Raw genomic sequence first — 25010 nt, forward strand, 5'->3', positions numbered from 1 at the left:
GACAGCTCCTACACAGCTCCTACAAGGACCTTACACACAATTAAAAAGGAATTAAGCATGAACACTTTCCAGAAAACCCTGACCGCGTCCCTCCTCGCCCTTTCCATCGGCAACGCATTCGCCGCCGGCAGCCCGGGTGTCGAACACAACACCCAGGCCTTCCTCGAAGCCCTCGCCGCCGGCGGTGGCAAGCCGCTTGAGCAACTGAGCCCGAAAGATGCCCGTGCGGTGCTGACCGGTGCGCAAAATTCGGTGAAGGTTGATCTGTCGGGTGTAGACGTCAGCGACCGGGCGATCAAGGTCGACGGGCAAACCATCAACCTGAAAATCGTCCGGCCGGCCAAGGTCAAAGGTGAATTGCCGGTGTTCATGTTCTTCCACGGTGGCGGCTGGGTGCTGGGCGATTACCCGACTCACCAGCGTCTGATCCACGACCTTGTGGTGGGCTCCGGCGCCGTCGCGGTGTATGTCGATTACACGCCGTCGCCGGAAGCGCACTACCCGACCGCGATCAACCAGGCCTACGCCGCGACCCGTTGGGTGGCCGAGCATGGCAAGGACATCGGCGTCGATGGCAAACGCTTGGCGGTGGCCGGCAACAGCGTCGGCGGCAACATGGCGGCGGTCGTGGCGTTGATGGCCAAGGAACAGAAAACCCCGGCGTTGCGCTTCCAGTTGTTGATGTGGCCGGTGACCAATGCGCAGTTCGACAGCGGCTCGTACCAGCAATTTGCCGAAGGCCACTTCCTGACCAAGGGCATGATGAACTGGTTCTGGGACAGCTACACCACGGATCAATCCGAGCGTGCGCAGATCCATGCCTCGCCACTGCAAGCCAGCGCCGAACAGCTCAAAGGCCTGCCCGCCGCCCTGGTGCAAACCACCGAGTTCGACGTGCTGCGTGACGAAGGCGAAGCCTACGCCCGCCACCTCGACGCGGCCGGCGTGCCGGTCACCGCGGTGCGTTACAACGGCATGATCCACGACTTCGGCCTGCTCAACCCGCTGAGCCAGATTCCGGAAGTCAAGGCTGCGGTTCGTCAGGCGGCATTGGAACTCAAGACGCATTTGAACTGAGTCCCTCCCCTTCGCCACACAGAAATGCGTGGCGAAGCTGCTTTTTTGTAGGAGCCAGGCTTGCCGGCGAAGGCGTACTTGAAGACGCCTTCGCCGGCAAGCCTGGCTCCTACAAAAAACAACCGCCAACCAAAACCAGTCTGCCGGAGTTCTCCCATGTCCTTTGTCCTCGCCCATCTGCTGTCCCTGAGTGCCCTGCTGCTGGTGATCGACGCCGTGCTCTGGCACCTCGCGCCGTTCACGCATCGCGTCACGCGGGTTGGCGTGCGGCTGGCGCTGTTTGTGCTGTTCAGCGCACTGGTGATCAATGCCGGTGTGAGCCCGTTGCAGGCGCCGCTGTTGGCCGAAGATCGCGTCGCGCAACTGGGCGCCACGGCGCTGGGGATTCTCTGGTGGCTGTACGCCGCGCGAGTACTCACCGAAGTCATCGGCCTGGTGTTGATGCGCCGCATCGGTCACAGCGGTCGCTTGTTGCAGGACGTCATCGGCGCGCTGGTGTTTCTGATCGCCGTCGTCGCCGCGGCCGGTTATGTGTTGGAGTTGCCGGTGAAAGGCTTGCTCGCGACGTCTGGCGTGGTGGCGATCGTGGTCGGCCTGGCGTTGCAAAGCACGTTGAGCGACGTGTTTTCCGGGATCGTGCTGAACACCACCAAACCGTATCAGGTGGACGACTGGATCATGATCGATGGCGTTGAGGGCAAAGTGCTCGACATCGATTGGCGCGCCACGCATATGTTGACCAGCGCCGGTAGCACGGCCGTGGTGCCGAACTCGGTGGCGGCCAAGGCGAAAATCGTCAATCTGAGCCGGCCGAACAACATGCACGGCGTGTCGATCAGCATCCAGGTGCCTAACCACATTCGCCCGCGTCGGGTGCTGGATGCCCTGGAGCGCACGCTTCAAGGCAGCAGCAGTTTACTGCTGACCCCGGCGCCGAAAGCGGTATTGAAAGAGGCCGGAGAAACCATGTCCGAGTACGTGGCCAGCGGCTTTATCGCCGAACTCGGCAAGAAGAGCGAAGTGCGTAATCAGCTGTTCGACCTGGCCCATCGGCACCTCGAAGCGGCAGGGATTTCCCGGCAGATCGATGGCGTGATTGAACCGACAACCCGTGCGCGGGCGTTGCTGGATGAGGTGAAGGTCTTCCGTTCCCTGAGCGAGGACGAGCGCGATCAATTGGCTCAGTCCATGGTCGCGCAGCAATACGCGGCTGGCCAGGTGGTATTGGAATTGGGCGAAGTGCCGGACAGCCTGATGGTGATCGCCACGGGCGTGGTCAGCGCTACCGTGCCCGATGGCAGCGGGCAAACCGAAGCGGGTCGCATGGGGCCGAGTGAGGTGATGGGTGAACAAAGCATCCTCACCGACACGCCGTCCCAGGCCACCTTCACCACCTTGACCTCGTGCATCATTTACCGGATCGACAAATCCCTGACCCGTGGTTGCATGGAACAACGGGTTGAAGTGGGTCGGGCGTTGAACAAGCTGCAGGCGGTGCGGCAGCAGAACAGCCGGTTGGCGTTGATGGCCAAACCGGTGCAAATCAAGAAAAGCGGCTTCCTGAGCTGGCTACAAAATCGCTGACGCCCCCTGTAGGAGCTGTCGAGTGAAACGAGGCTGCGATCTTTTGACTTTGATTTTTAAAAAACAAGATCAAAAGATCGCAGCCTCGTTTCACTCGACAGCTCCTACAGGGGTTGTCATCGCGTTTTATTTGGAGGTGAGTACGGCGTAGCTGTTCATCAAATTGCGGTAGTTCGGAATGCGCGGCGACAGCAGGTTCGCCAGGCCTTCCATGTCGTTGCGCCAGTCGCCCTGCAGCTCGCACGCCACCGAGAACCAGTTCACCAGTTGTGCGCCGGCTGCGGTCATGCGTGCCCACGCGGCTTGCTGCACGGTTTCGTTGAAGGTGCCCGAGGCGTCGGTCACCACAAACACTTCAAAGCCTTCCGCCAGTGCCGACAACGTAGGGAACGTCACGCACACGTCGGTTACCACACCGGCGATGATCAGTTGCTTGCGGCCTGTGGCTTTAACGGCTTTGACGAAATCTTCGTTGTCCCAGGCATTGATCTGGCCTGGACGCGGGATGTACGGCGCGTCCGGGAACAGTTCCTTGAGCTCAGGCACGATCGGGCCGTTCGGGCCGTTTTCGAAACTGGTGGTGAGGATGGTCGGCAGCTTGAAGAACTTGGCCAGGTCCGCGAGGGCCAGCACGTTGTTCTTGAATTCGTTCGGCGAGAAATCCTGGACCAGCGAGATCAGGCCAGTCTGGTGGTCGACCAACAGGACAACAGCATCGTCTTTGTTCAGGCGTTTGTACGAAACGTTGCTCATGTGAAACTCCTCGATGGATGGGTATTACGCATGGCGCCGACGCACTGCATCGGCGCTGATTGAGATCGTCAGAACGCGAAGCACGAGCAGCCGAACGCGCCCCAGAAACCGGCAAAATCGCTGACCGGCGCGTTCGATAAACGGGCCTTCTCATGGCTGTGGGAATGCACGCCGCACGGCCCGCTGCAATGGTGAACCTGCGCCTGCATCGGCGATGTCGGACGCCAATGACCCGGCACCTTGACCACCGGCGACCAGTCCGGCAGCACCGGCACGCTGGCAGGTCCCAGCTTTTCGTAATCTGCGGCGGCGTACACCACCTTGCCACCGACCACGGTCAACACTGACTCAATCCACTTGATCGCTTCTTCATCGACGCTGAAAAAGTCCGCGCTCAAGGCTGCCAAGTCAGCCAACTGGCCGACCTTGATCATGCCTTTCTTGCCCTGCTCGGAAGAGAACCAGGCGCTGCCGTGGGTGAACAGTTCCAGCGCGGTCTGCCGCGAAAGCCCCTCGGCGTGCAGCTCCAGGCCACCGACGGTGCGGCCGCTGACCATCCAGTACAACGAAGTCCATGGATTGTAGCTGGACACCCGCGTGGCATCGGTGCCGGCGCCGACCGGTACGCCTTCGGCCAGCATGCGCTTGATCGGCGGCGTGGCTTCAGCCGCTTTGGCGCCGTAACGCTCGACAAAATATTCGCCCTGAAACGCCATGCGATCCTGAATCGCAATCCCGCCACCCAGCGCCCTCACCCGCTCGATGTTCTGCGGTGTGATGGTTTCAGCGTGGTCGAAAAACCACGGCAAACCGTTGAACGGAATGTCGCGGTTGACCTTCTCGAACACGTCGAGCATGCGGCTGATGGATTCGTTGTACGTCGCGTGCAAACGGAACGGCCAGCGCTGCTCGACGAGGTGGCGCACCACCGGTTCCAACTCGTCTTCCATGGTTTGCGGCAAGTCCGGACGCGGCTCGAGGAAGTCCTCGAAATCCGCCGCCGAGAACACCAGCATTTCCCCGGCGCCGTTGTGTCGCAGGTAATCGTCGCCCTGATGCAGGGTCACGCTCGACGTCCAGTTCTTGAAGTCAGTCAGCTCTTCTTTTGGCTTCTGCGTGAACAGGTTGTAGGCGATGCGAATGGTCAGTTGTTGGTCCTTGGCCAACTGCTCGATCACCTGGTAATCGTCCGGATAATTCTGGAAACCGCCGCCAGCATCGATGGCGCTGGTCAGGCCGAGACGGTTGAGCTCGCGCATGAACTGGCGGGTCGAGTTGACCTGATACTCCAGCGGCAACTTCGGGCCCTTGGCCAGCGTCGAGTACAGAATCATCGCGTTGGGACGCGCCACCAGCATGCCGGTCGGCTCACCGTTGCTATCGCGCACAATCTCGCCACCCGGCGGGTTCGGCGTATTGCGGGTGTAACCGGCCACGCGCAATGCAGCGCGGTTAAGCAAGGCGCGGTCATACAAATGCAAGACAAACACCGGGGTGTCCGGCGCGGCCTGGTTGAGCTCTTCGAGGGTCGGCATGCGCTTTTCGGCGAACTGGAATTCGTTCCAGCCACCGACCACGCGCACCCATTGCGGCGTCGGCGTGCGATCGGCCTGGTCCTTGAGCATGCGCAAGGCATCAACCACCGACGGCACGCCTTCCCAACGCAGTTCGAGGTTGTAATTCAGACCGCCACGAATCAGGTGCAAGTGCGAGTCGTTGAGGCCGGGAATGACGCAACGGCCCTTGAGGTCGATGACCTGCGTGCCCGACCCGCGCAGGGCCATGGCCTCGGCATCGGTGCCGACCGCAACGAAGCGACCTTCGCTGATCGCGACTGCACTGGCGCGCGGGTTTTCACGGTCAACGGTATGAAATTGGCCATTGAATAAAATCAGATCGGCGTTCATCGCGTTTCCTTGGACTGAGGGGAATGAGACAGCCAGGGCGCGAACAGACGCGTCGCCATCGGCATGAACAGGTACACCACCGAGACGACGATGGTCAGCGTGATCAGAAACGTCGCGACCACGTAATTGGACAGGATGGCGTTGAGTTGCAGCAGCGGCCCCCAGAGCAGCGGCACCAGCAAGGTGTGCGGCAGAATCACCAGCAACGTCACCACGGCCTGCTTCCAGCGCGGCGGCGGTGGCGAAGCGGCGTCGGCTTGCGGCGCGAACCAGAATTCATTGACCGGATTGACCTCGGTCTGGTCGCCGTCGGCGAGCATCGGTGTGGCTTCGTTGACCAGTTCAAGCCGCTGCGGCGAATCAAGCCAGTGCTGCATCGCGTCAGTGGAGCAAAAGCGCAGCACGCAGGTGTACATGTCGAGGCCGGCGTTTTTACCGCGCATCACGTCCACGCCCAAATGCCCTTCCTGCTGCCCGGCGATGCTGACAATGTTGCGCAACCAGGCTTCGTAGGGCACTTCAAAACCAGCCCTGACCCGGTGCTTGATCACCAGGGTCACGACTTCCTCGAAACGATTGGATTCAGGCATAACGCAAAGCTCCGGCAAATCGGACATTGAACGCCAGCCGTCCCGGCCCGGCGATAAAAAGGCTGGTGAACACAATCAACAGCAGCCAGCCGAACTGCCCTTCCTCGAGACTCCATTGCGCATGCACCACCAGCAGCGCAATCAGCAGCACCGCCAAAATCGGCAGGCACGCCAAACGCACTAACACCCCGGCGATGATCAGCAATGGGCACACCACCTCGGCAAAAATCGCCAGCATCAGCGTGACGTTCGCGCCCAGGTGAAAAGGGTCTTCGATGACCTGCAGTTGAGCGCTGAAGTTAAGCAGCTTCGGCAGACCGTGCACCCAGAGCAGAAACACACCGCCACTGACCCGCAGAAAAAGCAGCCCCCAGTCTTGGGCCCGTTCATCCCATCGTGAAGCGTTCATGGGCTACCTGCACAAATGAAAAACCACCGGCAACGATGCGCCGGGACGTCATTCGATAGTGCCGGTGTGGGGGCGGGAAAAATTGAATGTACGTGCTCTTTTCTGCGGGGGGCTGCGACCTCCAATCCACTGAAGATCCCTGTGGGAGCGGGCTTGCTCGCGAAAGCGGAGTGTCATTGAGCATTGATGTTGGCTGACACTCCGCTTTCGCGAGCCCGCTCCCACAGGAATCTTCATCGCTCGGCAGGTTTCTGCCAGGCACAAAAAACGGCCTCATCGAGACCGTTCTTTTCACCTGACGCCGTTACCGCGGATCAACACCATCCAGCGCCCGATTCACCGCCAGCTCGGCCAGCATGCTGACCTGCTGAATGCCCAGCATCGTATGCCGCTGCGGCCCCTCCAAATGCCCCGCAAAATCACCGGCCAGCACACTCGCCGACGCCAGAGACTCGCAAGCGTGGACCAACAGGCTTTCGTTATCGATATCTGGGGCGATGATAAACATTGTGCTGGGTTTCCGGATGACGGGGGCTTTCAGGGCAGACGGATTGAGATAGTGATCCAGCGCGCGGTCGGCGGCTTCCTTGAGCTTTTTGGGATCGAGAGGATCGTAGGGGGAAACGTCGTCGGGTTCCGGGGGATTGGGTGTGGCTTTGAACATGGTGAGACTCCAGTTATACCTGTTGGAACCACCAGCACCTGTCGCTAAACAAGTAAGGGTGGCGGCTGTACGCAGGTTAGCGAACCGAGAGGTATAAGACCCGGCAGACCCGAAGGCCTCCCGCGCACAGCCACCATATCGAAACTGCAGACAGGGAACGCCTGCAATAAGACGGAGCGTTGTTGCGCTTATACCTGTTCAGGTCGCTAAACCCGACCGCTGATTGACAGCGATGCGGAAACGATAAAGACCAGGGTCAAAGCACACAAGCCGGCGGATTCTGGCGCAGTCGTAGGCAACGGCGCAAGGATCTGTAGCTTTCAGGACGTAACCTTAAACACCATTAAACACAGCCCTCGAATCAACACATTTCCGCTGTGGGAGCGGGCTTGCTCGCGAATACGGAGTGCCAGCCAACTTCAATGCTGAATGGCACACCGCATTCGCGAGCAAGCCCGCTCCCACAGGGGAATGGTGTGTCCCTGCAGGAGACTGGTCGGCTATCAGGCCGCCATCGCAGCGATGCGGCGACCCGACAAGCCAGCTCCCACAAGGGTTGGTGTCCATCTGCAAGAAATTGGTCGGCTGGCGGGCCGTCAAGATCAAGATCAAAAGATCGCAGCCTCGTTGCACTCGACAACTCCTACAGTGGAAGGATGTGTACCAGCAAGAAACTGGTTGGCTTTCGGGGCTCTATCGCTGGCAGGCCAGCTCCCACATCGGCAAGAGACTGGTTGGCTGTCAGGCCGTCAAGATCAGGATCAAAAGATCGCAGCCTCGTTGCACTCGACAGCTCCTACAGGGGACGGTGCACACCGTAAGCTTTTCACCACTCAACAGGCCGAGCGTTAGCTCGCCTGCAGCTCTTGATCTTGATCCACCCGCCCCTTCGGGAGGCTGAGTGCAGGTGTTCATCCGGGGAGTGGCGCGCAGCGCCGTTCGACGCAGTCGAACACGCTGCATGTAGGTGCAGCGAAGCCAACCGTAGGGCAGTGTCCCCGGATGGATACCGGAGCGAAGGAACGCCGAGCCTAAGCGAGGGGCCGGACGTTTGGGGCGAGCCTTTTTTTGCTTACTTTTTTTTGGCGTTTGAAAAAAAAGTGAGTCGCCGTAAGGGCGAAACCGCCAGCCGCCGCTACCGCAGCAATGGATATGTACACCTGAAAGAACCTGGTCGGCCCGGAGGCCGCCACGTTCAAGCCGAAATCGGCAAAGGCCTAGACATGAACTCACTGATCCGCGACCGCAACCACCGCTCCGCCGGATCATTATCATGCACCCCACTCCACGCCATCGAAAGTTGCGCCGCATCAATGGGAAACGGCGGATCCTCCGCCCGCAACGCACACCCCTCAACCAACGCACACGCCGCATAATCCGGCACAGTCGCAATCATCTCAGTCCCGGCCAGCAACGCCCGCAACCCGCTGAACTGCGGCACACCCAACACCACCCGACGGCTGCGGCCAACCTTGGCCAGATCCAGATCGATATTGCCGCTCAAGTCACCCGAGAACGACACCATGGCATGCGGGCGTTCGCAGTATTCATCGAGCGTCAGCGTCCCCGGTCGCTTGTCCCCACGCAGCACCTTGCAGGGAATGTCCCGCAACTTCTTGCACTTGGCATTCGCCGGCAAATCCGTGGTGTAACTCACCCCCACGGAAATTTCTCCCGAGGCCAGCAATGCCGGCATCAACAGATAGTTGGCACGACGCACCACCACGACAATCCCCGGCGCCTCCTCCTGCAATTGCCGCAACAACGGCGGAAACAAACCGAACTCGGCATCGTCCGACAAACCAATGCGGAACACATCGCAACTGGTCGTCGGATCGAATTCCTTGGCGCGACTGACCGCACCGGAAATCACATCCATCGCCGGTTGCAGCTCCTTGAGAATCGCCAGCGCCCGCGCCGTCGGCTCCATGCCGCGGCCATTGCGCAGCAACAACGGATCGTCGAACAGATCCCGTAATCGTCCTAGCGCCGCGCTCACCGCCGGTTGCCCCATGAACAGCTTTTCGGCCACACGGGTCAGGTTCTTCTCGAACATCAACGCTTCGAAAATCACCAGCAGGTTCATGTCGACGCGACGCAGATCGTTACGGTTCATAGGCACGGTTTCCTTGTGTGTTCAGCCGGGGACTTTACTCGATCAGCGGCACTTTGGCCGCACGTTTGTAAGGACCGTATTCGACCGGCACCCACTGGAAGTGCTTACCCTCTGCGGCGATGTGGCCGATGCCCGGAAACGGCAAGTGCGCCGCCGTCACCCAGGTCTTGCTCACCGCCGCATCGCTGAACACCTTGGCGCGGCTCTTGATTGCCTGCTGACTGTTGACGTCAAAACCGATCGACACTTCCGGGTGTTCGAACTGCACCGCGAGGTTATGCACCAGATCACCCATGAACAGAATGCTCTGGCCCTGGGAGGTGAAGCGATACGTGGTGCTGCCCGGCGTGTGCCCGCTTTCCAGCTCGGCTTCGACCACGCCCGGCACCGGCGACTGGCCGGCGGCGAAGGTCTTGAAACGGCCTTCGGCTACGTACGGCGCGGTCGAGTCCTGGGCGATTTTGAAGTACGGCTTGGCGCCCTCCGGGGCCTTGGCGAGCGCCTGCGGATCAAGCCAGTAATCGGCCTCTGCCTTTGCCGCAAACACCGTTGCGTTGGCAAAAACCGGTTTCTGCTGGCCGTCGACCAGTCCGCAAACGTGGTCCAGGTGCAGGTGGGTCAACAGGATGGTGTCGACTTGCGCAGGCTCGTAACCGGCCGCTTTGATGTTGTCCGAGAGCATGCCGGCCGTTTCGCCGATGCACTGGCCGGCGCCGGTGTCCACCAGGATCAGTTGCTTGCCGGTGTTGATCAGAAAGGCATTGAACGCGGTCTGCACGCCTGGCGTTTCAATCGAGCGACGGGCCAGCAGCGCGCGGATCTGACTCTGGGTCAGGCCCTTGAGCAGTTTGGGCGACAGGTCGTTATAGCCATCGAACAGCGCCGTCACTTCGTAATCGCCCACCGCCAGGCGGAAATAACCCGGCACTTGTGTGCCGACCTGCGTCGGTGCCTGTGCCGAGGCAATACCGGACGCCAGCGCAACCGCGAGCCCCAGCGCGCAAACCAGAGAATGTTTCATGCATTCACCCTTGATCGAGTCAGAAAAGCGGCGAGGTAAACGCCGCCGGATGACGTCGATTCTGCACGGGACACGCCCATGGAAATTGCAGCCATGTGCTGAGTTAGCGCCGCGCACGGACGGAATTAACAACGTTTAACTCGCCTGCCAGAGCCCTGCGACCAAGAATGAAGCTCACCGACACGGACATCTGTCATGGCCCATTCTCAGCAAAACGTCGCCCGCGCGCCTGTCACTGACGCGCCAAAGAAAACCACCGGTGGCTTGACCCCGTGGCGCGAAAGCCTGGCCAAGCAACTGATCCTCGAGCGCCTCGGTGAAACCGTTGAAGTGACCGAACTGGCCCGCGCCTGCGCCCTCTCCCGCAGTCATTTCTCCCGCGCGTTCAAGTGCAGCACCGGGCTCTCGCCGCAGGACTGGATTCGCCACCAGCGCATCGCCCGGGCCAAGCAATTGATCCAGAGCACCGACCTGACATTGACGCAAATCAGCCTCGAATGCGGCTTCTGCGATCAGGCGCACTTCTGCCACATCTTCACCCGCAGCGAAGGGATCAACCCGTTTGCCTGGCGTTGTCAGGTTTTCAAGAGCAAAAGATCGCAGGCGACGCCAACCCCTACAGGTTTTGGTGTTCACCTGTAGGAGCTGTCGAGTGAAACGAGGCTGCGATCTTTTGATCCTGCCTTACCCCAACGGACTCAACCGCTCCAACGCCTCAGCCACGCCAAACCCATACGCCGGATCAGCCTTCCTGCAGTTATCGATATGGCGCTGACGAATCGCTTGCGGCACGCCGTTCATGGCCCGCGCGGTGTTGTCGAACAGCAGTTGTTTGCGCACCGGGTCGAGCAAGCGGAACAGGTTACCCGGCTGCTCGTAATGGTCCTCTTCCAGCCGATGATCGTAGTGCTGCGCGAAGCCTTCCAGCGGCAGCGGCGGCTCGGCCAGTTCCGGCGAATCCTGCCACTCACCCAGGCTGTTCGGGAAATAACTGGCGGTGCCGCCGAGGTTGCCGTCGGTGCGCATGGCGCCGTCGCGGTGGTAGCTGTGGGCCGGGCAGCGTGGAGCGTTGACCGGGATGTGATTGAAGTTCACCCCCAGGCGATAGCGCTGGGCATCACCATAGGAAAACAACCGCGCCTGCAGCATGCGGTCCGGCGAGAAGCTCACGCCCGGCACCACGTTGGCTGGCGAAAACGCCGCTTGTTCGATCTCGGCGAAGTGGTTCTCGGCGTTGCGATTGAGCTCCATGATGCCGACTTCGATCAGCGGAAACTCGCCGTGGGGCCAGACTTTGGTCAGGTCGAACGGGTTATGCCGGTAGTTGAGCGCCTGCTGTTCTTCCATCACCTGGATGCACAGTTTCCAGCGCGGGAAATTGCCCTGCTCGATGACTTCATACAGGTCCCGCAGATTGCTTTCGCGGTCCTTGCCGACCACCGCTGCCGCCTCGGCGTCCGAGAGGTTTTCGATGCCTTGCTGGCAGACAAAGTGAAACTTCACCCACACGCGCTGGTTGTCACTGTTGATCAGGCTGAACGTGTGGCTGCCGAAGCCGTGCATGTGGCGGAAGCTGGTGGGAATCCCGCGATCACTCATGACGATGGTCACCTGGTGCAGCGCCTCGGGCAGCAGGGTCCAGAAGTCCCAGTTGCTGGTGGCGTTGCGCAGGCCGGTGCGCGGGTCGCGCTTGACCACGTGATTGAGGTCGGAGAAACGCAGCGGGTCGCGGAAGAAAATCACTGGCGTGTTGTTGCCGACAATGTCCCAGTTGCCTTCGTCGGTGTAGAACTTCACCGCGAAACCACGGATGTCGCGCTCGGCATCCGCCGCACCACGTTCGCCGGCCACCGAGGAAAAGCGCACGAACAGCGGTGTTTCCTTGCCCACTGAACTGAAGATATTGGCTTTTGTGTAACGAGTAATGTCATTGGTGACAGTGAAGGTGCCGTAGGCGCCCGCACCCTTGGCGTGCATGCGTCGTTCGGGGATCAGTTCGCGGTCGAAGTGGGCGAGTTTTTCCAGCAGCCAGATGTCTTGCAAGAGCGCCGGTCCACGAGGGCCGGCGGTCTGAATATTAAGGTTGTCGACCACCGGGGCGCCGGTGGCGTTTGTGAGCTTTTTCATGAACTTGATCTCGATGGTTGTCTGCTCTCATCAGGAGCGAAAACCGGCGCGGATCTACGCCCGCGCCGGGGTACATCAACCCTTGAGGAACGCCAGCAGGTCAGCGTTGAGCTGATCCTTGTGGGTATCAGTCAAGCCGTGGGGCGCGCCGGGGTAGATCTTCAGCGTAGAACCTTTCACCAGTTTTGCTGAGGCAATGCCCGCCGCTTCGATCGGCACCACCTGGTCCGCGTCGCCGTGCAGCACCAGTGTCGGGATGTCGAATTTCTTCAGGTCTTCGGTGAAGTCGGTTTCCGAGAACGCCTTGATGCAGTCATAAGCGTTCTTGTGGCCGGCCGTCATGCCTTGCATCCAGAACCAGTCGATCATGCCCTGGGACGGCTTGGCGCCCGGTTTGTTGAAGCCGAAAAACGGCCCGCTGGCGAGGTCGATGTACAGTTGCGAACGGTCGGCCAGGGACGCCTGGCGAATGCCGTCGAACACTTCGATCGGCAGACCGCCGGGGTTGGCTTCGGTCTTGAGCATCAGCGGCGGCACCGAGGAAATCAGCCCGGCCTTGGCCACGCGACCGGTGCCATGGCGACCGATGTAGCGCGCCACTTCGCCGCCGCCGGTGGAGAAGCCGAACAGCACGGCGTCCTTGAGGTCGAGCAACTCGATCAACTGCGCCAGATCATCGGCGTAGGTGTCCATGTCGTTGCCGGTCCACGGCTGGCTGGAGCGACCGTGACCACGACGGTCGTGGGCGATCACCCGGTAGCCTTTGGAGGCCAGGAAGATCATCTGCGATTCCCAGCTGTCGGCGTTCAACGGCCAGCCGTGGCTGAAGACGATGGGTTGGCCGGTGCCCCAATCCTTGTAGTAAATCTCGGTGCCGTCTCGAGTCGTGAACGTACTCATGCGATGTCTCCTTTGCGAGTGTGGGGGTGGATCAAATTGGTGGGGAGGCCATGCGTTCGGCCAGACGCGCCACCCGCTCGCCCAGATGAGCGGCGGTGCAACGGTCTTCGGCAGGTGGGGCAAGGTCGGGGGACTGTTCGACATTCGACTGGGCCATGGCGCCGAGCGAGCTGCCGAGGCGATTCATTTGCCCGTCGAAGGCGCCGGTGCTGGAGCGCGCCGGCAGCAGGTCGAGGCCGACCCAGATCATCGAATGCTGCGCGGCGAACACCGCCATCTGCAGCAAGGTGTTGAGTTTGTCGCCGCACAGGCAGCCGGAATTGGTGAAGCCGGCGGCCAGTTTGTCGCGCCACGGCTGGGCGAGGTAGAACGCCGCTGTGGACTCCATGAAGCCTTTGAATGGTGCCGACGCGCTGCCCATGTAGGTCGGGGCGCCGAAGATGATGGCGTCGGCGCTGTGCAGTCGGTCCCAGTGCTGCTCCACTTCGTCGACCGGAACCAGCAGGCAGGTGCTGCCCAAATGGCGTTGCACACCCTGGGCCACGGCTTCGGCCATGACCCGGGTGTGCCCGTAGCCACTGTGATAAACCACCACCACGTTGCTCATCCCGGCGTCCTCATGACATGTTCTATCCTTGCAGGAGCTGTGCGGGAGCCATGCAGGAGCCGTGTAGGAGCTGTCGAGTGCAACGAGGCTGCGATCTTTTGATCTTGTTCGTAAAAATCAAAGTCAAAAGATCGCAGCCTCGTTGCACTCGACAGCTCCTACACGGCTCCTACACGGCTCCTATACAGCGCCTAAAGGTGGGAGTTTTGGGCGTAGACCAGACGCAGGACGAGTTAAACGTTGTTAATTTTCATTGGCGCGCCAAAAGCCTGAACACCTGCTTTGCGACGGTTGCACCCAATAAACACGGCGCCCGCCCGTGGTGCCTGGTACAGCCGGTCGCAGCGAACACCAGACAGTCACCGGAACCCTCGTTGCGTTACCGGAAAAACCTGACGAATATGCTCGAAAACCGCGAATTAGACGGATGCAAGCAGGAGCGCCACGTTGACCCTTTCCCCCGAGCAGGCCATTCATTTCGGCCCCTACCGGATCTATCCCGGACAACGCCTGGTGCTGGAGGCCGACCAGCCCCTGCGCCTGGGCCGGCGCGCCATGGATATTCTGTTGATCCTGTTGGAACACGCAGGAAACGTGGTCAGCAAACAGCAACTGATCGCCGGGGTCTGGCCCAAAAGCGTCGTCGAAGACATCAATTTGCGCGTGCACATGGCGGCCCTGCGCAAAGCCCTCGGCGACGGCCAGGCCGGTCAGCGCTATATCGTCACCGTCGCCCAGCGCGGCTACAGTTTTGTCGCGCCGTTCTCGCTGGAACCGATCGAGCGGCAGCCCGCGAGCGACAGCATCGAGCCGAGCGCCCATAACCTGCCCGTCCGTCGCACGCGCATGATCGGGCGCCAGTTGCTCGTCGAAAGCCTGGTCACGCAGCTGTCACGCCAGCGCTTCATCACCCTCGTCGGCCCCGGCGGCATCGGCAAGACCACCGTGGCGCTGCGCGTCGCCGAACTGCTGATCGGTCGCTATCGGGACGGCATTCGCCTGCTGGACCTGGCGCCGATCAATGACCCGGCGCTGATCACCGCCCATCTGGCGACGCTGCTGGATTTGTCCCTGCACGACACCGAACCGACGAGCAGCCTTGCCGCGTTCCTGCGCGAGCGACGGATGCTGCTGGTGATCGACAACTGCGAGCACCTGCTCGACGCCGTCGCCCTGCTTTGCGAAAGCATCCTGCGCGCCGCGCCACACGTGCACATCCTGGCCACCAGCCGCGAGAGCCTGCGGGCCGAAGGTGAGTTCGTCCAGCGCCTCGAATCCCTCGATTGCCCACCGCCCATCGCGGTGCTGGACCGCGCCCAGGCGCTGACCTTTTCCGCGCTGCAACTGTTCGTCGAGCGGGCCATGGCCAGCCACGACAGCTTCGAGCTGAGCGACGACGACCTGCCGCTGTTGATTGAAATTTGCCACCGTCTGGACGGTATTCCGCTGGCCATTGAACTGGCGGCAGCGCAAGTCGGCAACTTCGGCCTGAGCGGGTTGCTGACGCAGCTGCAAGGCAGTTTTCGCCTGCTCACCCAAGGCTGTCCGTCGACGCTGGGGCGACACCAGACCCTGCGCGCCACGCTCGACTGGAGTTTCGAACTGCTGAACGCCTGCGAACAAACCTGCCTGCGCCGCTTGGGTGTGTTCAGGGGCGGCTTCACGCTGGAATCGGCCGCGGCGGTGATCGTCGGCGAACACATCGAGCCCGGCGAAGTGTTTGGTTCGATCACGCAACTGGTGGCCAAGTCGTTGCTGAACGTGGAAGTGGGCGACGAAGAAGTGTTCTATCGCTTGCTCGACACCACGCGCAGCTACGCCCTGGAAAAACTCGACCAGACCGTGGATCTGCCGGACACGCGAAAGCGCCACGCCGAGCGCTGCCTGGCCTTGATGCATCAGGCTCAAACCGACTGGGAACTGATCTCCACCGGCCTGTGGATCGAGCGTTACGCTCGCAGCCTGGATGACATTCGTTCCGCCCTCGACTGGGGCTTGAACGCTCAAGGTCCGCAGGCACTGGCGATCCGTTTAACCGCGACTTCGACGCCACTCTGGCAGGAACTGTCGCTGCTCAAGGAACACGGCGTTTACGTACGCAAAGCCCTGGCCTTGCTTGAGGCGGCGCCCGAGCCCTGCCCTCACTTGCAGATGTCCCTCAAACTGGCCCTCGGCAGCTCCTGCTACCACACCCAGGGCGGCACGGCCGAAACCATCGCCGCGTTCGTCAGCGCCAGAACCCTGGCCAAACACAACAACGACGTGGCCGGCCAACTGCGGGCGGTGTCCGGGCACATGGCGGTCAACCTCAGTTGCGGCCATTACCAAATGGCGCTGGAACAGAGCCAGCTGTTCGATCGACTGGGCGCGCAGGGTGACCCCGTGCTGTCGCTGAGCACGCACCGCTTGCGCGTGCTGGCCCTGCACTTTGCCGGCAATCAGCACCTGGCCCGGGTGAATGCCGAACAGGTCATCCAGCGCATGGCCCACAGCGGACACCTCAACCGCTTCACCCACGGTTTCGGCGTGCAATACGATCAGAGCGTGGCCGCCCTGACGATTCTGGCGCGCATCCTCTGGCTGCAAGGTCAACCGGAACAAGCCTGGCGCACCGCCCGCCAGGCACTGGACATCGCGATCCAGATCAACCACGGCACTTCCATTTGCTACACCCTGGCGCTGGCCGGCTGCCTGATCGCCCACTACAACGGCGACAGTAAAACCGCGCGCACACTTTTACAGCTGCTGCTGGAGCAGGCGCAGAAACATTCGGTGCTGCTGTTTTATACGTGGGCGCAACAGTATGCGCGGGTGATTGACCAGGCTGAAGCACCGTCAACCCCAGCACCGGACGCCGGGCTGATCAAGGAAATCATGGTCACGCTGGACACCGCGTTCGTCGATGAAGCCTTGTTGCAACGGGCCGATACGGGGGCGGCGGGATGGAGCACGGCGGAGGTATTGCGGGCCGGGGCCGATGCATTGTTGGCGGAGGATAATCAGCCGCAGATGGATTGCCTGGGTGGACGCCATCGCGAGCAGGCTCGCTCCTGCACGGTCGTCGCAGCCGAGGAGATATTGGTTCGGGCGTTGAATGTGGCCAGGCATCAGGGCGCCCTGGCCTGGGAACTGCGCAGCGCCACCTCATTGGCGCAACTGTGGCAGCGTCAGGGTCGGTATCAGCAAGCCCATGAACTGCTGGCGCCGATCTACAACCGCTTCACCGAAGGTTTTGCCACGCCGGACCTGAGCAAAGTCCGGCGGCTACTCGACGAGCTCCATGGGCAACTGCACGCCTGAGACCCAGCGTGCACGGCTGATGTAATGCGAGTAACGCCGCTCGAACGTGCGCAGGTGGCCGCTGTGTTCGAGCTTCTCCAGCGCATAGGTGCGCGTGGTGTTGAGCAAGCGATATCGCGTTGTGCCGTTGACCTGATCCATCGAGAGCAACGACTTGGCCACCAGGCGCTGCACCAGCGCCGCCAGTGGGTTGGCCTTGAGCACCTCGCAACTGCTCACGCCAATGGCGGCGTCCAGGGTGAAAGACATTTTGAACACCGAGAGGCGCTGCAAAGCGATTTGCTCCAGCTGGGTCAGCCGCTCATAACTCCAGTCCAGCGCGGCTTTAAGGGTCTGATGCCGGGGCACGGCCGTGCGCCGGCCCAGGGTCAGCAACTGAAAACAGTTATCCAGCTGAGCTTGTAAACCGACCAACGCCAGCGCATCGATCTGTGCGGCCGCCAGTTCAATGGCCAGCGGCAAACCGTCGAGCCGACGACAGATTTCACGCACCGCTTTCAGGTCCTGTTCGCGCAACGCAAACCCTTGTTGGCGGGTCCGGGCGCGACTGACAAACAGCTGCACTGCCGAATAGCCCATGGCCTCGGCCACACTGTGCAACACCGACGCGGGTGGCACCGCCAGGGACGGCAAGCGCTGCACCGTTTCTCCCGTCGCCAGCAGCGGTTCACGGCTGGTGACCAGAATCGACAGCCGTGGCGCCGACGCCAGCAAGTCTTCGACCAGGGTCCGGCAGCGCTCCAGCAGGTGTTCACAGTTGTCGAGCACCAGCAACGTGTGCCGTTGCGCCAGCACGTCCAGGGTCGTGCCGACCTCCAGCTCAAGGGTTTGCGTCAGATGATCGACTACGCGCGCAGGGTCATCGAGTGCTGCGAAATCCACCAGCCACACGCCATCTTCATAGTGCTGCAACAGCAATTCGGCCACGCGCAGCGCCACGGTGGTCTTGCCGATGCCACCGGGACCGACCAGGGTCAGAAGACGCCGAAGCGGCAACTGCCGGACCAGACTGCCGACAATCGAATCCCGACCCGTCACGTGCGTGAGTCGTGCCGGCAGGTTGTGTTGATGTTTTTGCACGGCCTCGATCGACACCAGCGAGCCCGCAGGCACCGGGTCCACCGGGGCGATAAAGCTGTAGCCGCGCTGGGGAATGTTGACGATGTAGCGCTGGCCATCCTGCCCGTCGCCGAGGGCTCGACGCAAGGCCGCAATGTGCACGCGCAGGTTGATCTCTTCGACCACCGACGTCGGCCAGACCTGGGCAATCAACTCGTCCTTGCTGACGACGTTGCCAGCACGCTCGACCAGCACCTGGAGGATATCCAGGGCGCGACCGCCCATGCGCAACGGCCGATCACCGTCCAGGATCAGCCGTTGCCGCTGGTGGAATGCGTAGGGGCCGAACCGCAGCACCGTGTCGCTGTTTAAATCTCTGAGGCTGTTCATGCACGTTTGCGTGCTGAAACCTGGCCCGGTTCACAGTGCGGAAATATCCATCGCACCCACCTTCCAGGCTCCCGCACCTCCATTGCAAAGAGTTCACGGGTATCTTGGCAGGCCTCCGTGACGGTACAACTGCCACGGTGGGAGCGTCACGGCCATTGCGGTGCGCACAACGGCCAAGAACGCTCTAGCTGAACTGTTCGCGGTATTGCGTCGGGGTCAGACCGAGTTTTTCAGCGAACAGAAAGCGCATATGCCGCACGCTGCCAAAGCCACTTTTAAAGGCTACGGTCTTGAGTGGCAAGTCGCTGGTTTCCAGCAGGTTCCGCGCGCAGTCGATGCGCGCGCTTTGCAGAAACTCCATGGGCGTCATGTTCACGTCCCGGGCAAACATCCGGGCGAAGTGCCGCGTGCTCATGTTCGCCAGGCTGGCCATGCGTTCGATGCTGAAGGCTTCGTCGAGGTGCTCGAGTACATGGTTCTGCACGCGGGTGATCGGCGTTTCCTGCGGTGCGACGGCGGCCATCAACGGACTGAACTGCGCCTGCCCGCCTTGGCGTTTCATCACCACCAGCAGCACCTTGGCCACGTCCTGGGCGACCTTCTTGCCGTGATCTTCGGCGACCACCGACAGGGCCAGGTCGATGCCGGCGGTGACGCCGCCGGAGGTGATGAGGTTGCGGTCCTGCACGTAAATCTGGTCAGTCTCCACTGTTGCCTTGGGAAAACCTTTGATCAGGCGTTCGGTGTAATGCCAGTGGGTAGTTACGCGATACCCGTCCAGCAGACCGGCATGCCCCAGCACGAACGCGCCGGTGCAGATCGAGCCGTAGCGCTCGGCGCGATGCACAGCGTCTTTGAGCCAGCACAGCAACGGGGGATGTTTTTCGTTGTAGGCGCCCGGGCCGCCCGGCACCAGCAACAGGTCATAGGCTTGATCGGCCTGATCGATGTGCAGATCGGCCTGCACGCTGACGCCGTTGGAAGCGCGCAGCGCGCCATGTTCGGTGCCGAGGGTCGACAGCTCATAGCGGTCATCCGCTGCCAGGTATCGATTGGCGATGGAAAACACTTCCATGGGCCCGGCCATGTCGAGCAGCAGAAAGTCCGGAAACAACACCATAGCCACGGTTTTCATGGGTTCAAAATCACTGAAGTCAAAAGAAGGTCCATCTGCCAAACCCAACCCCCTGTGGGAGCGGGCTTGCTCGCGAAAGCGGTGTATCAGTCACCCAAGATGTTGAATGTGATACCGCATTCGCGAGCAAGCCCGCTCCCACAGGGGTTTTGTGTTCGGGCATTAGAAAGATGCTGTGCATTATGGCCAATGTACGGCGCCAGCGTAGGAGGAAATACCTCATTGCCCGTTCATCACTGTCAACTTGAACGAGACAGTATTTCAATATCCATCTACTTATTGCATCAACCAGTAACCATTAACCTTCTCCTCACTCGGACGAATCAACGTCCCCACAGGAGATTTCATCATGCTGACCCTTCGCAAAGCCTCTGATCGCGGCGCCGCCAATCACGGTTGGTTGAAGTCGTTCCACACCTTTTCCTTCGCCAACTACCGCAACCCGAAAGAGCAGGGTTTTTCCGACCTGCTGGTGATCAACGATGACCGCGTAGCGGCCGGTAAAGGTTTCGGCCAGCACCCGCACCGCGACATGGAGATTTTCTCCTACGTGCTCGAAGGCGCGCTGGAACACAAGGACACCCTGGGCACCGGTTCGGTGATCCGCCCCGGTGATGTGCAATTGATGAGCGCCGGCAGCGGCGTGGCGCACAGTGAGTACAACCATTCGGCCACGCGGCCGGTGCACTTCCTGCAAATCTGGATCGTGCCGGAAGTCAGCGGCGCCAAACCGCGTTATCAGCAAGAGCACTTCAGCACCCAGAAAAAACGCGGGCGCCTGCAACTGATCATCTCCCCCGACGGGGCCAAGGGTTCGCTGAAGGTGCGTCAGGACGCACGGGTGTATGCCGCGCTGATCGATGGCAAGGAAAGCGCCACCCTGGAACTGGCCGCCAACCGCTACGCCTATGTGCACGTGGCCCGTGGCAGCGTCGAACTCAACGGCGTGCAGCTGCAGGAAGGCGATGGTGTGCGGGTTCGTGATGAGCAGGTGCTCGCGTTGAGCAACGGCGTGGATGCCGAGGTGCTGGTGTTTGATTTACGCCCGCAAGAGCTGCCGGAAATGCCATAAAGATCAAGAGATCGCAGCCTCGTTTTACTCGACAGCTCCTACAGGGATTGGCTGCGGCCCCTGAAACACCGCGACAATTTCATCGATTACCGCCCGAACCCGGGCGGTAAGGAATTGGCGTACACCTGTAGGAGCTGTCGAGTGAAACGAGGCTGCGATCTTTTGATCTTCACTCACCGGTACCGGAAAACACCGCAACAATTTCATCAATCACCGCCCGAACCCGCGCGGTATGCCGCAAATCCGCGTGGGTCACCAGCCACACGTCATACGGCACCGGTCGCGTGCGCTCCGGCCACAGCCTGACCAGCCCGTCCCGCTCCCCCATGTACACCGGAATTTCCCCGACCCCGAGCCCCGCCGCAAGGGATCGGCGCACCAGCAGGCTGGAACTCAGACTCGCCACAATCCGCCCACGCCCCAGCGGTTCCGAGACCAGCGTCAGGTCTTTGTTGCCCTGCAGATACGGCTGATACACCACCAGATCATGCCCCTCGAACGCCGACCCCGGCGCCGGCACGCCATGGGCGTCCACATACGCCTGAGAAGCAAACAGGCCCACCGGCCAGCGCGCGATGCGGCGGGCGATCAGGTCCGGGTTGTCCGGCCGGGTATTGCGCACGGCGATGTCGGCTTCGCGTTTGGCCAGGCTGAGAATCTGCGTGGAGGCGTCCAGTTGCACCCGCACGTCGGGGTGCTGTTCATGCAGGTTAGCAATGGCCGGGATCAGGAAATCGATGGCCAGGGAGTCGGTGGTGCTGACCCGCACCAGCCCGGTCAGTCGGTCGTCGAGCCCTTGAATCTGACGCTCCAGTTCCAGCGCTGAATGCTCCATTTTCTCCACGGCCGCCAGCGCCGCCTCCCCCACCGCCGTCAGCGCATAGCCTTCTGAAGTGCGCAGGAACAACGTCGCACTCAACGACTTCTCCAGCGCCGTGATCCGTCGACCGACCGTGGCCTGATCGACCCCCAGCACCCGCGCCGCGCCCCGGAGCGTCGACTCCCGGCACACCGCCAGAAACACCCGTGCGTCATCCCAATTCATGCCCTTCCCCTGCCGATGCATAATCGCATCACCATAACGCAAAATCGCTGCGTTATTGCATCAGCTGTTCAAGATAGTCTGGAGGCCAAGCGGTAAAAACTCACAGGACGTTCCCCATGCACAGCACATCGACCACCCCGCGCAGCGCGATCTGGCTGCCGATCTTCGCCGGCCTCGCCGCCAGCCTGGTCAGCATCGGCCTGGCGCGGTTTGCTTACACGCCGTTGATTCCCTCTTTGATCCAGGCGCACTGGTTTTCCGCCAGCGACGTGGTTTACCTCGGCGCCGCCAACCTCGTGGGTTACCTGATCGGTGCGCTGATCGGCCGGCCACTGGCCAACCGCACGTCGAACAAAACCGCGCTGCGCCTGATGATGCTGGCCGTGACCTTGTCGTTTTTCGCCTGTGGTTTTCCGTTGTCGGTGAGCTGGTTCTTCGGCTGGCGCTTGCTGTCGGGCGTTGCCGGCGGCGCGATCATGGTGCTGGTGGCCGCGACGGTGTTGCCGCATGTGCCCGCGTCGCGCCGAGGCCTGGCCAGCGGTGCGATTTTCCTCGGCATCGGCCTGGGCATTGCCGGCTCGGGAACGATTGTTCCGCCGCTGCTGAGCCTTGGCTTGCAGCAAACCTGGTTTGGCCTTGGCTTGCTGTCACTGGTTCTGACGGCCGCGAGTTGGTTCGGCTGGCCGAAAGAGGCGCATCATCAAGCCGTTGACGTGTCGATCGAGAAAACCACCACGCCGACCGATCCAGGGGTTTACCTGTTGTTCGCCCAATACGCGTTCATGGCCGCCGGGCTGGTGCCGGCGATGGTGTTCCTGGTGGATTACGTGGCCCGCGGGCTCGGCACCGGGCCGCATGTTGGCGCGCTGATCTGGGTGATGTACGGCCTCGGTGCGATCATCGGGCCGGTGAGTTACGGTTTTCTGGCCGATCAACTCGGGGCGAAATTGAGCATCCGGTTGGTGCTGGTGGTGCAGGTGATTGCCGTTGGCCTGCTGTCGATTTCCAGCTCCTTCACGGCGCTGGCCTTGCTGGCCGTGATCCTCGGTTCATTCCCGCCGGGCATCGTTCCCCTGGCGCTGGCCCGGGTTCACGAACTGCTCCCGAACCATCACCAGCAGCAGATCGCCTGGAGCCGCGCCACGGTGTCGTTTGCCACGTTTCAGGCGATTGCAGGGTTTGTGTATTCGGCGTTGTTCAATGCCAGCGGTGGGCAGCATGGGTTGTTGTTTGTGATTGCCGCGGGCGCGATTGTGGTTGCGTTGCTGCTGGAACAGGCCATGCGTTTGCTGAATCGTCGCCATCAGCAGATAGCAGTGAGTTGCCCATGAAGATCAAAAGATCGCAGCCTCGTTTCACTCGACAGCTCCTACATTTGGAACGCGATCCCCTGTAGGAGCTGTCGAGTGAAACGAGGCTGCGATCTTTTGATCTACCGCGTGAAGACGCGGTCCCACTTACTGAACACTTCTCTACAGGACTCCAACATGACGCTCCCCCTCACCATGACCCTGATTGAAATCACCGAACCCGGCGGCCCCGAAGTCCTGAAGCCGCGCCAGGAACCGCTGCCCACCGCCGGCGCAGGCGAAGTGCTGATTCGCGTGCACGCCGCCGGGGTCAACCGTCCCGATGTGATTCAACGCGCCGGCAAGTACCCGATGAAACCCGGCATGAGCCCGATTCCCGGGCTGGAAGTGGCCGGTGAAGTGGTGGCGATCGGTGCGGGCGTCAGCGAATTCATCGTCGGCGACAACGTCTGTGCGCTGACCAATGGTGGCGGCTACGCGCAATACTGCGTAGCACCGGCCAGCCAGACGCTGCCGATTCCTGAAGGCATGGATTGGGTACACGCAGCGGCGGTCCCGGAAACCTTCTTCACGGTCTGGGCCAATCTGTTCGACATGGGCGGCGCCAGCAAGGGCCAGCGTGCGTTGATCCACGGCGGCACCAGCGGCATCGGCACTACCGCGCTGATGCTCTGCCGTGAATTCGGCGTCAAGGCGTTCGCCACGGCGGGCAGTGAGGAAAAGTGTGCGGCGATCCGCAAGCTGGGCGCCGAGGCGATCAATTACCGCGACCAGGATTTCGTCCAGGTCATCGCGGAAAAAACCGCCGGCAAAGGCGTCAACGTAATCCTCGACATCATGGGCGGCTCGTACCTGAATCAGAACATCGCGGCACTGGGCATGGAAGGTCGTCTGGTGATGCTCGGCTTCCTCGGCGGTGCCCGCGCCAACGATGTCGACCTGATGGCGATCATGGGCAAACGCGCGACGATCACCGGCTCGCTGATGCGCTCGCGCACCCGCGAAGAAAAAGCCTCGATCGCCGAACAGCTGCGCGAATACGTGTGGCCGGTACTCGCCGCCGGGCGTTGCCTGCCGATGATCGACAAGGTTTACCCATACACCGACGCGGCACAGGCCCACGCACGGATGGAAGCCGGCGATCACATCGGCAAAATTGTGTTGCAGGTGGACTGATTCAGTAGCCCTCGCCCGCCGATTTTGCGCCACTGATGATCGCAATGCCCGAGCTGGTGCCCAGTCGCGTGGCGCCGGCTTCGATCATCGCCAGTGCGGTCGGGTAATCACGCACGCCACCGGAGGCCTTGACGCCGATGTCAGGCCCGACGGTGCGGCGCATCAGCGCGACGTCTTCCACGGTGGCGCCGCTGCGGCTGAAACCGGTGGATGTCTTGACGAACGCGACCTTCAGCTCACGGCAGATCTCGCAGGCTTTCACCTTCTCCGCGTCGGTGAGCAGGCAGTTTTCCAGGATGACTTTCAACGGCACCTTGCCGCACGCCTGCAACACCTGGGCAATATCGTCGCGCACTTGATCAAACAAGCCGTCCTTCAACCAGCCGATGTTCAACACCATGTCGACTTCCCCGGCGCCGGCAGCAATCGCCCGCTCAGCTTCGAAGGCCTTGGTGTCGCTCAGCCCGGCGCCCAGCGGGAAGCCGACCACCGCGCAGATATTCACGCGTTGCCCGGCCAGACACTGCGCGGCATGGGGCACCTGGCCCGAGTTCACGCACACCGAATAGAAACCGTGTTCGGCAGCTTCGCGGCACAATGCGGCGATTTGCTCGCGGGAAGCATCGGGCGCCAGCAAGGTGTGATCGATGTACTGCGCCAGCGCTTGGGGTTCGAGGTGTGCCATGGAAAAAACTCCTGTTTGTATATTCAAATGCCCCTGCGCCACAATCGAGGGTGATTCGCGCAAAAACGTTACAAAACTCACAA

At 61.4% G+C, this 25010-nt stretch carries 21 protein-coding genes; 7 read left to right on the plus strand and 14 right to left on the minus strand.

Translation table 11 applies throughout. The features are described 5' to 3' along the window. Nucleotides 1–57: 57 nt before the first annotated feature. Together ACA049_RS20030 and ACA049_RS20035 are read left to right on the plus strand one after the other, a co-directional pair. Entirely contained in the window at nucleotides 58–1077 is a 1020-nt protein-coding gene (locus ACA049_RS20030; RefSeq protein ID WP_497329207.1) for an alpha/beta hydrolase, read from the plus strand. Nucleotides 1078–1233: 156 nt separating this feature from the next. Then, nucleotides 1234–2661, plus strand: coding sequence for a mechanosensitive ion channel domain-containing protein (locus ACA049_RS20035; protein ID WP_497329209.1), 1428 nt, complete (start codon nucleotides 1234–1236; stop codon nucleotides 2659–2661). 126 nt (nucleotides 2662–2787) lie between these two features. Here the strand turns inward: ACA049_RS20035 and ycaC are convergent, their stop codons facing one another. The 7 genes from ycaC to ACA049_RS20070 form a co-directional block, all read right to left on the minus strand. Further along, nucleotides 2788–3414, minus strand: coding sequence for an isochorismate family cysteine hydrolase YcaC (gene ycaC, locus ACA049_RS20040; RefSeq protein ID WP_497329211.1), 627 nt, complete (start codon nucleotides 3412–3414; stop codon nucleotides 2788–2790). A gap of 68 nt (nucleotides 3415–3482) precedes the next feature. Continuing rightward, nucleotides 3483–5321: an amidohydrolase gene (locus tag ACA049_RS20045; RefSeq protein WP_497329213.1), complete on the minus strand. Its 1839-nt coding sequence runs from the start codon at nucleotides 5319–5321 to the stop codon at nucleotides 3483–3485. Next, on the minus strand, nucleotides 5318–5911 hold the full coding sequence (locus ACA049_RS20050) for an antibiotic biosynthesis monooxygenase (RefSeq protein ID WP_497329215.1): 594 nt from the start codon (nucleotides 5909–5911) through the stop codon (nucleotides 5318–5320). The genes ACA049_RS20045 and ACA049_RS20050 overlap by 4 nt, the downstream gene beginning before the upstream one ends. Further along, nucleotides 5904–6320: a DoxX family protein gene (locus ACA049_RS20055; protein ID WP_497329217.1), complete on the minus strand. Its 417-nt coding sequence runs from the start codon at nucleotides 6318–6320 to the stop codon at nucleotides 5904–5906. The genes ACA049_RS20050 and ACA049_RS20055 overlap by 8 nt, the downstream gene beginning before the upstream one ends. Before the next feature lie 304 nt (nucleotides 6321–6624). After that, a complete protein-coding gene (locus ACA049_RS20060) occupies nucleotides 6625–6984 on the minus strand; it encodes a DUF6124 family protein (protein ID WP_497329219.1) in 360 nt (119 codons plus the stop codon). 1195 nt (nucleotides 6985–8179) lie between these two features. Further along, nucleotides 8180–9100, minus strand: coding sequence for a LysR family transcriptional regulator (locus ACA049_RS20065; RefSeq protein ID WP_497329221.1), 921 nt, complete (start codon nucleotides 9098–9100; stop codon nucleotides 8180–8182). 34 nt (nucleotides 9101–9134) lie between these two features. Further along, the gene (locus tag ACA049_RS20070) at nucleotides 9135–10121 is read right to left on the minus strand and encodes an MBL fold metallo-hydrolase (protein ID WP_497329223.1); all 987 of its coding nucleotides are present in this window, start codon (nucleotides 10119–10121) and stop codon (nucleotides 9135–9137) included. Between the two features lie 195 nt (nucleotides 10122–10316). Here ACA049_RS20070 and ACA049_RS20075 point away from each other — a divergent pair, with 195 nt between their 5' ends. Continuing rightward, nucleotides 10317–10763 carry a helix-turn-helix domain-containing protein gene (locus tag ACA049_RS20075; RefSeq protein WP_497329225.1) on the plus strand — a complete coding sequence of 149 codons (447 nt, stop codon included), beginning with the start codon at nucleotides 10317–10319 and terminating at the stop codon, nucleotides 10761–10763. A gap of 42 nt (nucleotides 10764–10805) precedes the next feature. On the opposite strand, the gene ACA049_RS20080 is transcribed toward ACA049_RS20075, so the two are convergent. The 3 genes from ACA049_RS20080 to ACA049_RS20090 all read right to left on the minus strand — a co-directional run bounded on the left by ACA049_RS20080 (nucleotide 10806) and on the right by ACA049_RS20090 (nucleotide 13755). Further along, entirely contained in the window at nucleotides 10806–12248 is a 1443-nt protein-coding gene (locus ACA049_RS20080; RefSeq protein ID WP_497329227.1) for a catalase, read from the minus strand. A gap of 75 nt (nucleotides 12249–12323) precedes the next feature. Then, entirely contained in the window at nucleotides 12324–13148 is an 825-nt protein-coding gene (locus ACA049_RS20085; protein WP_497329229.1) for an alpha/beta fold hydrolase, read from the minus strand. 31 nt (nucleotides 13149–13179) lie between these two features. Next, nucleotides 13180–13755, minus strand: a complete 576-nt coding sequence (locus ACA049_RS20090) for a flavodoxin family protein (protein ID WP_497329231.1) — start codon at nucleotides 13753–13755, stop codon at nucleotides 13180–13182. 447 nt (nucleotides 13756–14202) lie between these two features. On the opposite strand from ACA049_RS20090, the gene ACA049_RS20095 reads away from it, so the two are divergent. Continuing rightward, nucleotides 14203–17055: an ATP-binding protein gene (locus ACA049_RS20095; RefSeq protein ID WP_497329233.1), complete on the plus strand. Its 2853-nt coding sequence runs from the start codon at nucleotides 14203–14205 to the stop codon at nucleotides 17053–17055. On the opposite strand, the gene ACA049_RS20100 is transcribed toward ACA049_RS20095, so the two are convergent. Both ACA049_RS20100 and ACA049_RS20105 read right to left on the minus strand, forming a co-directional pair. Continuing rightward, nucleotides 17020–18504 (minus strand): ATP-binding protein, encoded by a 1485-nt coding sequence (locus tag ACA049_RS20100; protein WP_497329235.1) that lies wholly within the window; start codon nucleotides 18502–18504, stop codon nucleotides 17020–17022. The genes ACA049_RS20095 and ACA049_RS20100 overlap by 36 nt on opposite strands. Before the next feature lie 184 nt (nucleotides 18505–18688). Then, nucleotides 18689–19639 carry a GlxA family transcriptional regulator gene (locus ACA049_RS20105; RefSeq protein WP_497329237.1) on the minus strand — a complete coding sequence of 317 codons (951 nt, stop codon included), beginning with the start codon at nucleotides 19637–19639 and terminating at the stop codon, nucleotides 18689–18691. A 349-nt stretch (nucleotides 19640–19988) separates the two neighbouring features. Here ACA049_RS20105 and ACA049_RS20110 point away from each other — a divergent pair, with 349 nt between their 5' ends. Further along, nucleotides 19989–20711: a pirin family protein gene (locus tag ACA049_RS20110; protein WP_497309901.1), complete on the plus strand. Its 723-nt coding sequence runs from the start codon at nucleotides 19989–19991 to the stop codon at nucleotides 20709–20711. 169 nt (nucleotides 20712–20880) lie between these two features. Here ACA049_RS20110 and ACA049_RS20115 read toward each other — a convergent pair whose 3' ends face one another. Then, on the minus strand, nucleotides 20881–21756 hold the full coding sequence (locus ACA049_RS20115; protein WP_497329239.1) for a LysR family transcriptional regulator: 876 nt from the start codon (nucleotides 21754–21756) through the stop codon (nucleotides 20881–20883). 116 nt (nucleotides 21757–21872) lie between these two features. Between ACA049_RS20115 and ACA049_RS20120 the strand changes: the two genes are divergently transcribed. Then, complete coding sequence (locus tag ACA049_RS20120) at nucleotides 21873–23087, plus strand: YbfB/YjiJ family MFS transporter (RefSeq protein WP_497329241.1); 1215 nt, start codon at nucleotides 21873–21875, stop codon at nucleotides 23085–23087. 156 nt (nucleotides 23088–23243) lie between these two features. Next, nucleotides 23244–24242 carry an NAD(P)H-quinone oxidoreductase gene (locus ACA049_RS20125; protein ID WP_497329243.1) on the plus strand — a complete coding sequence of 333 codons (999 nt, stop codon included), beginning with the start codon at nucleotides 23244–23246 and terminating at the stop codon, nucleotides 24240–24242. 1 nt (nucleotide 24243) lies between these two features. Here ACA049_RS20125 and deoC read toward each other — a convergent pair whose 3' ends face one another. Continuing rightward, entirely contained in the window at nucleotides 24244–24927 is a 684-nt protein-coding gene (gene deoC / locus ACA049_RS20130; protein ID WP_497329245.1) for a deoxyribose-phosphate aldolase, read from the minus strand. Nucleotides 24928–25010: the final 83 nt, after the last annotated feature.

It is taken from the genome of Pseudomonas sp. LBUM1662 (assembly GCF_059695915.1).

What these genes read in the sequence shown, in the direction of transcription:
- ACA049_RS20030 (WP_497329207.1), top strand. Translation starts at nt 58, where the DNA reads ATGAACACTTTCCAGAAAACCCTGACCGCGTCCCTCCTCGCCCTTTCC.
- ACA049_RS20035 (WP_497329209.1), top strand. Translation starts at nt 1,234, where the DNA reads ATGTCCTTTGTCCTCGCCCATCTGCTGTCCCTGAGTGCCCTGCTGCTG.
- ycaC (WP_497329211.1), bottom strand. Translation starts at nt 3,414, where the DNA reads ATGAGCAACGTTTCGTACAAACGCCTGAACAAAGACGATGCTGTTGTC.
- ACA049_RS20045 (WP_497329213.1), bottom strand. Translation starts at nt 5,321, where the DNA reads ATGAACGCCGATCTGATTTTATTCAATGGCCAATTTCATACCGTTGAC.
- ACA049_RS20050 (WP_497329215.1), bottom strand. Translation starts at nt 5,911, where the DNA reads ATGCCTGAATCCAATCGTTTCGAGGAAGTCGTGACCCTGGTGATCAAG.
- ACA049_RS20055 (WP_497329217.1), bottom strand. Translation starts at nt 6,320, where the DNA reads ATGAACGCTTCACGATGGGATGAACGGGCCCAAGACTGGGGGCTGCTT.
- ACA049_RS20060 (WP_497329219.1), bottom strand. Translation starts at nt 6,984, where the DNA reads ATGTTCAAAGCCACACCCAATCCCCCGGAACCCGACGACGTTTCCCCC.
- ACA049_RS20065 (WP_497329221.1), bottom strand. Translation starts at nt 9,100, where the DNA reads ATGAACCGTAACGATCTGCGTCGCGTCGACATGAACCTGCTGGTGATT.
- ACA049_RS20070 (WP_497329223.1), bottom strand. Translation starts at nt 10,121, where the DNA reads ATGAAACATTCTCTGGTTTGCGCGCTGGGGCTCGCGGTTGCGCTGGCG.
- ACA049_RS20075 (WP_497329225.1), top strand. Translation starts at nt 10,317, where the DNA reads ATGGCCCATTCTCAGCAAAACGTCGCCCGCGCGCCTGTCACTGACGCG.
- ACA049_RS20080 (WP_497329227.1), bottom strand. Translation starts at nt 12,248, where the DNA reads ATGAAAAAGCTCACAAACGCCACCGGCGCCCCGGTGGTCGACAACCTT.
- ACA049_RS20085 (WP_497329229.1), bottom strand. Translation starts at nt 13,148, where the DNA reads ATGAGTACGTTCACGACTCGAGACGGCACCGAGATTTACTACAAGGAT.
- ACA049_RS20090 (WP_497329231.1), bottom strand. Translation starts at nt 13,755, where the DNA reads ATGAGCAACGTGGTGGTGGTTTATCACAGTGGCTACGGGCACACCCGG.
- ACA049_RS20100 (WP_497329235.1), bottom strand. Translation starts at nt 18,504, where the DNA reads ATGAACAGCCTCAGAGATTTAAACAGCGACACGGTGCTGCGGTTCGGC.
- ACA049_RS20105 (WP_497329237.1), bottom strand. Translation starts at nt 19,639, where the DNA reads ATGAAAACCGTGGCTATGGTGTTGTTTCCGGACTTTCTGCTGCTCGAC.
- ACA049_RS20110 (WP_497309901.1), top strand. Translation starts at nt 19,989, where the DNA reads ATGCTGACCCTTCGCAAAGCCTCTGATCGCGGCGCCGCCAATCACGGT.
- ACA049_RS20115 (WP_497329239.1), bottom strand. Translation starts at nt 21,756, where the DNA reads ATGAATTGGGATGACGCACGGGTGTTTCTGGCGGTGTGCCGGGAGTCG.
- ACA049_RS20120 (WP_497329241.1), top strand. Translation starts at nt 21,873, where the DNA reads ATGCACAGCACATCGACCACCCCGCGCAGCGCGATCTGGCTGCCGATC.
- ACA049_RS20125 (WP_497329243.1), top strand. Translation starts at nt 23,244, where the DNA reads ATGACGCTCCCCCTCACCATGACCCTGATTGAAATCACCGAACCCGGC.
- deoC (WP_497329245.1), bottom strand. Translation starts at nt 24,927, where the DNA reads ATGGCACACCTCGAACCCCAAGCGCTGGCGCAGTACATCGATCACACC.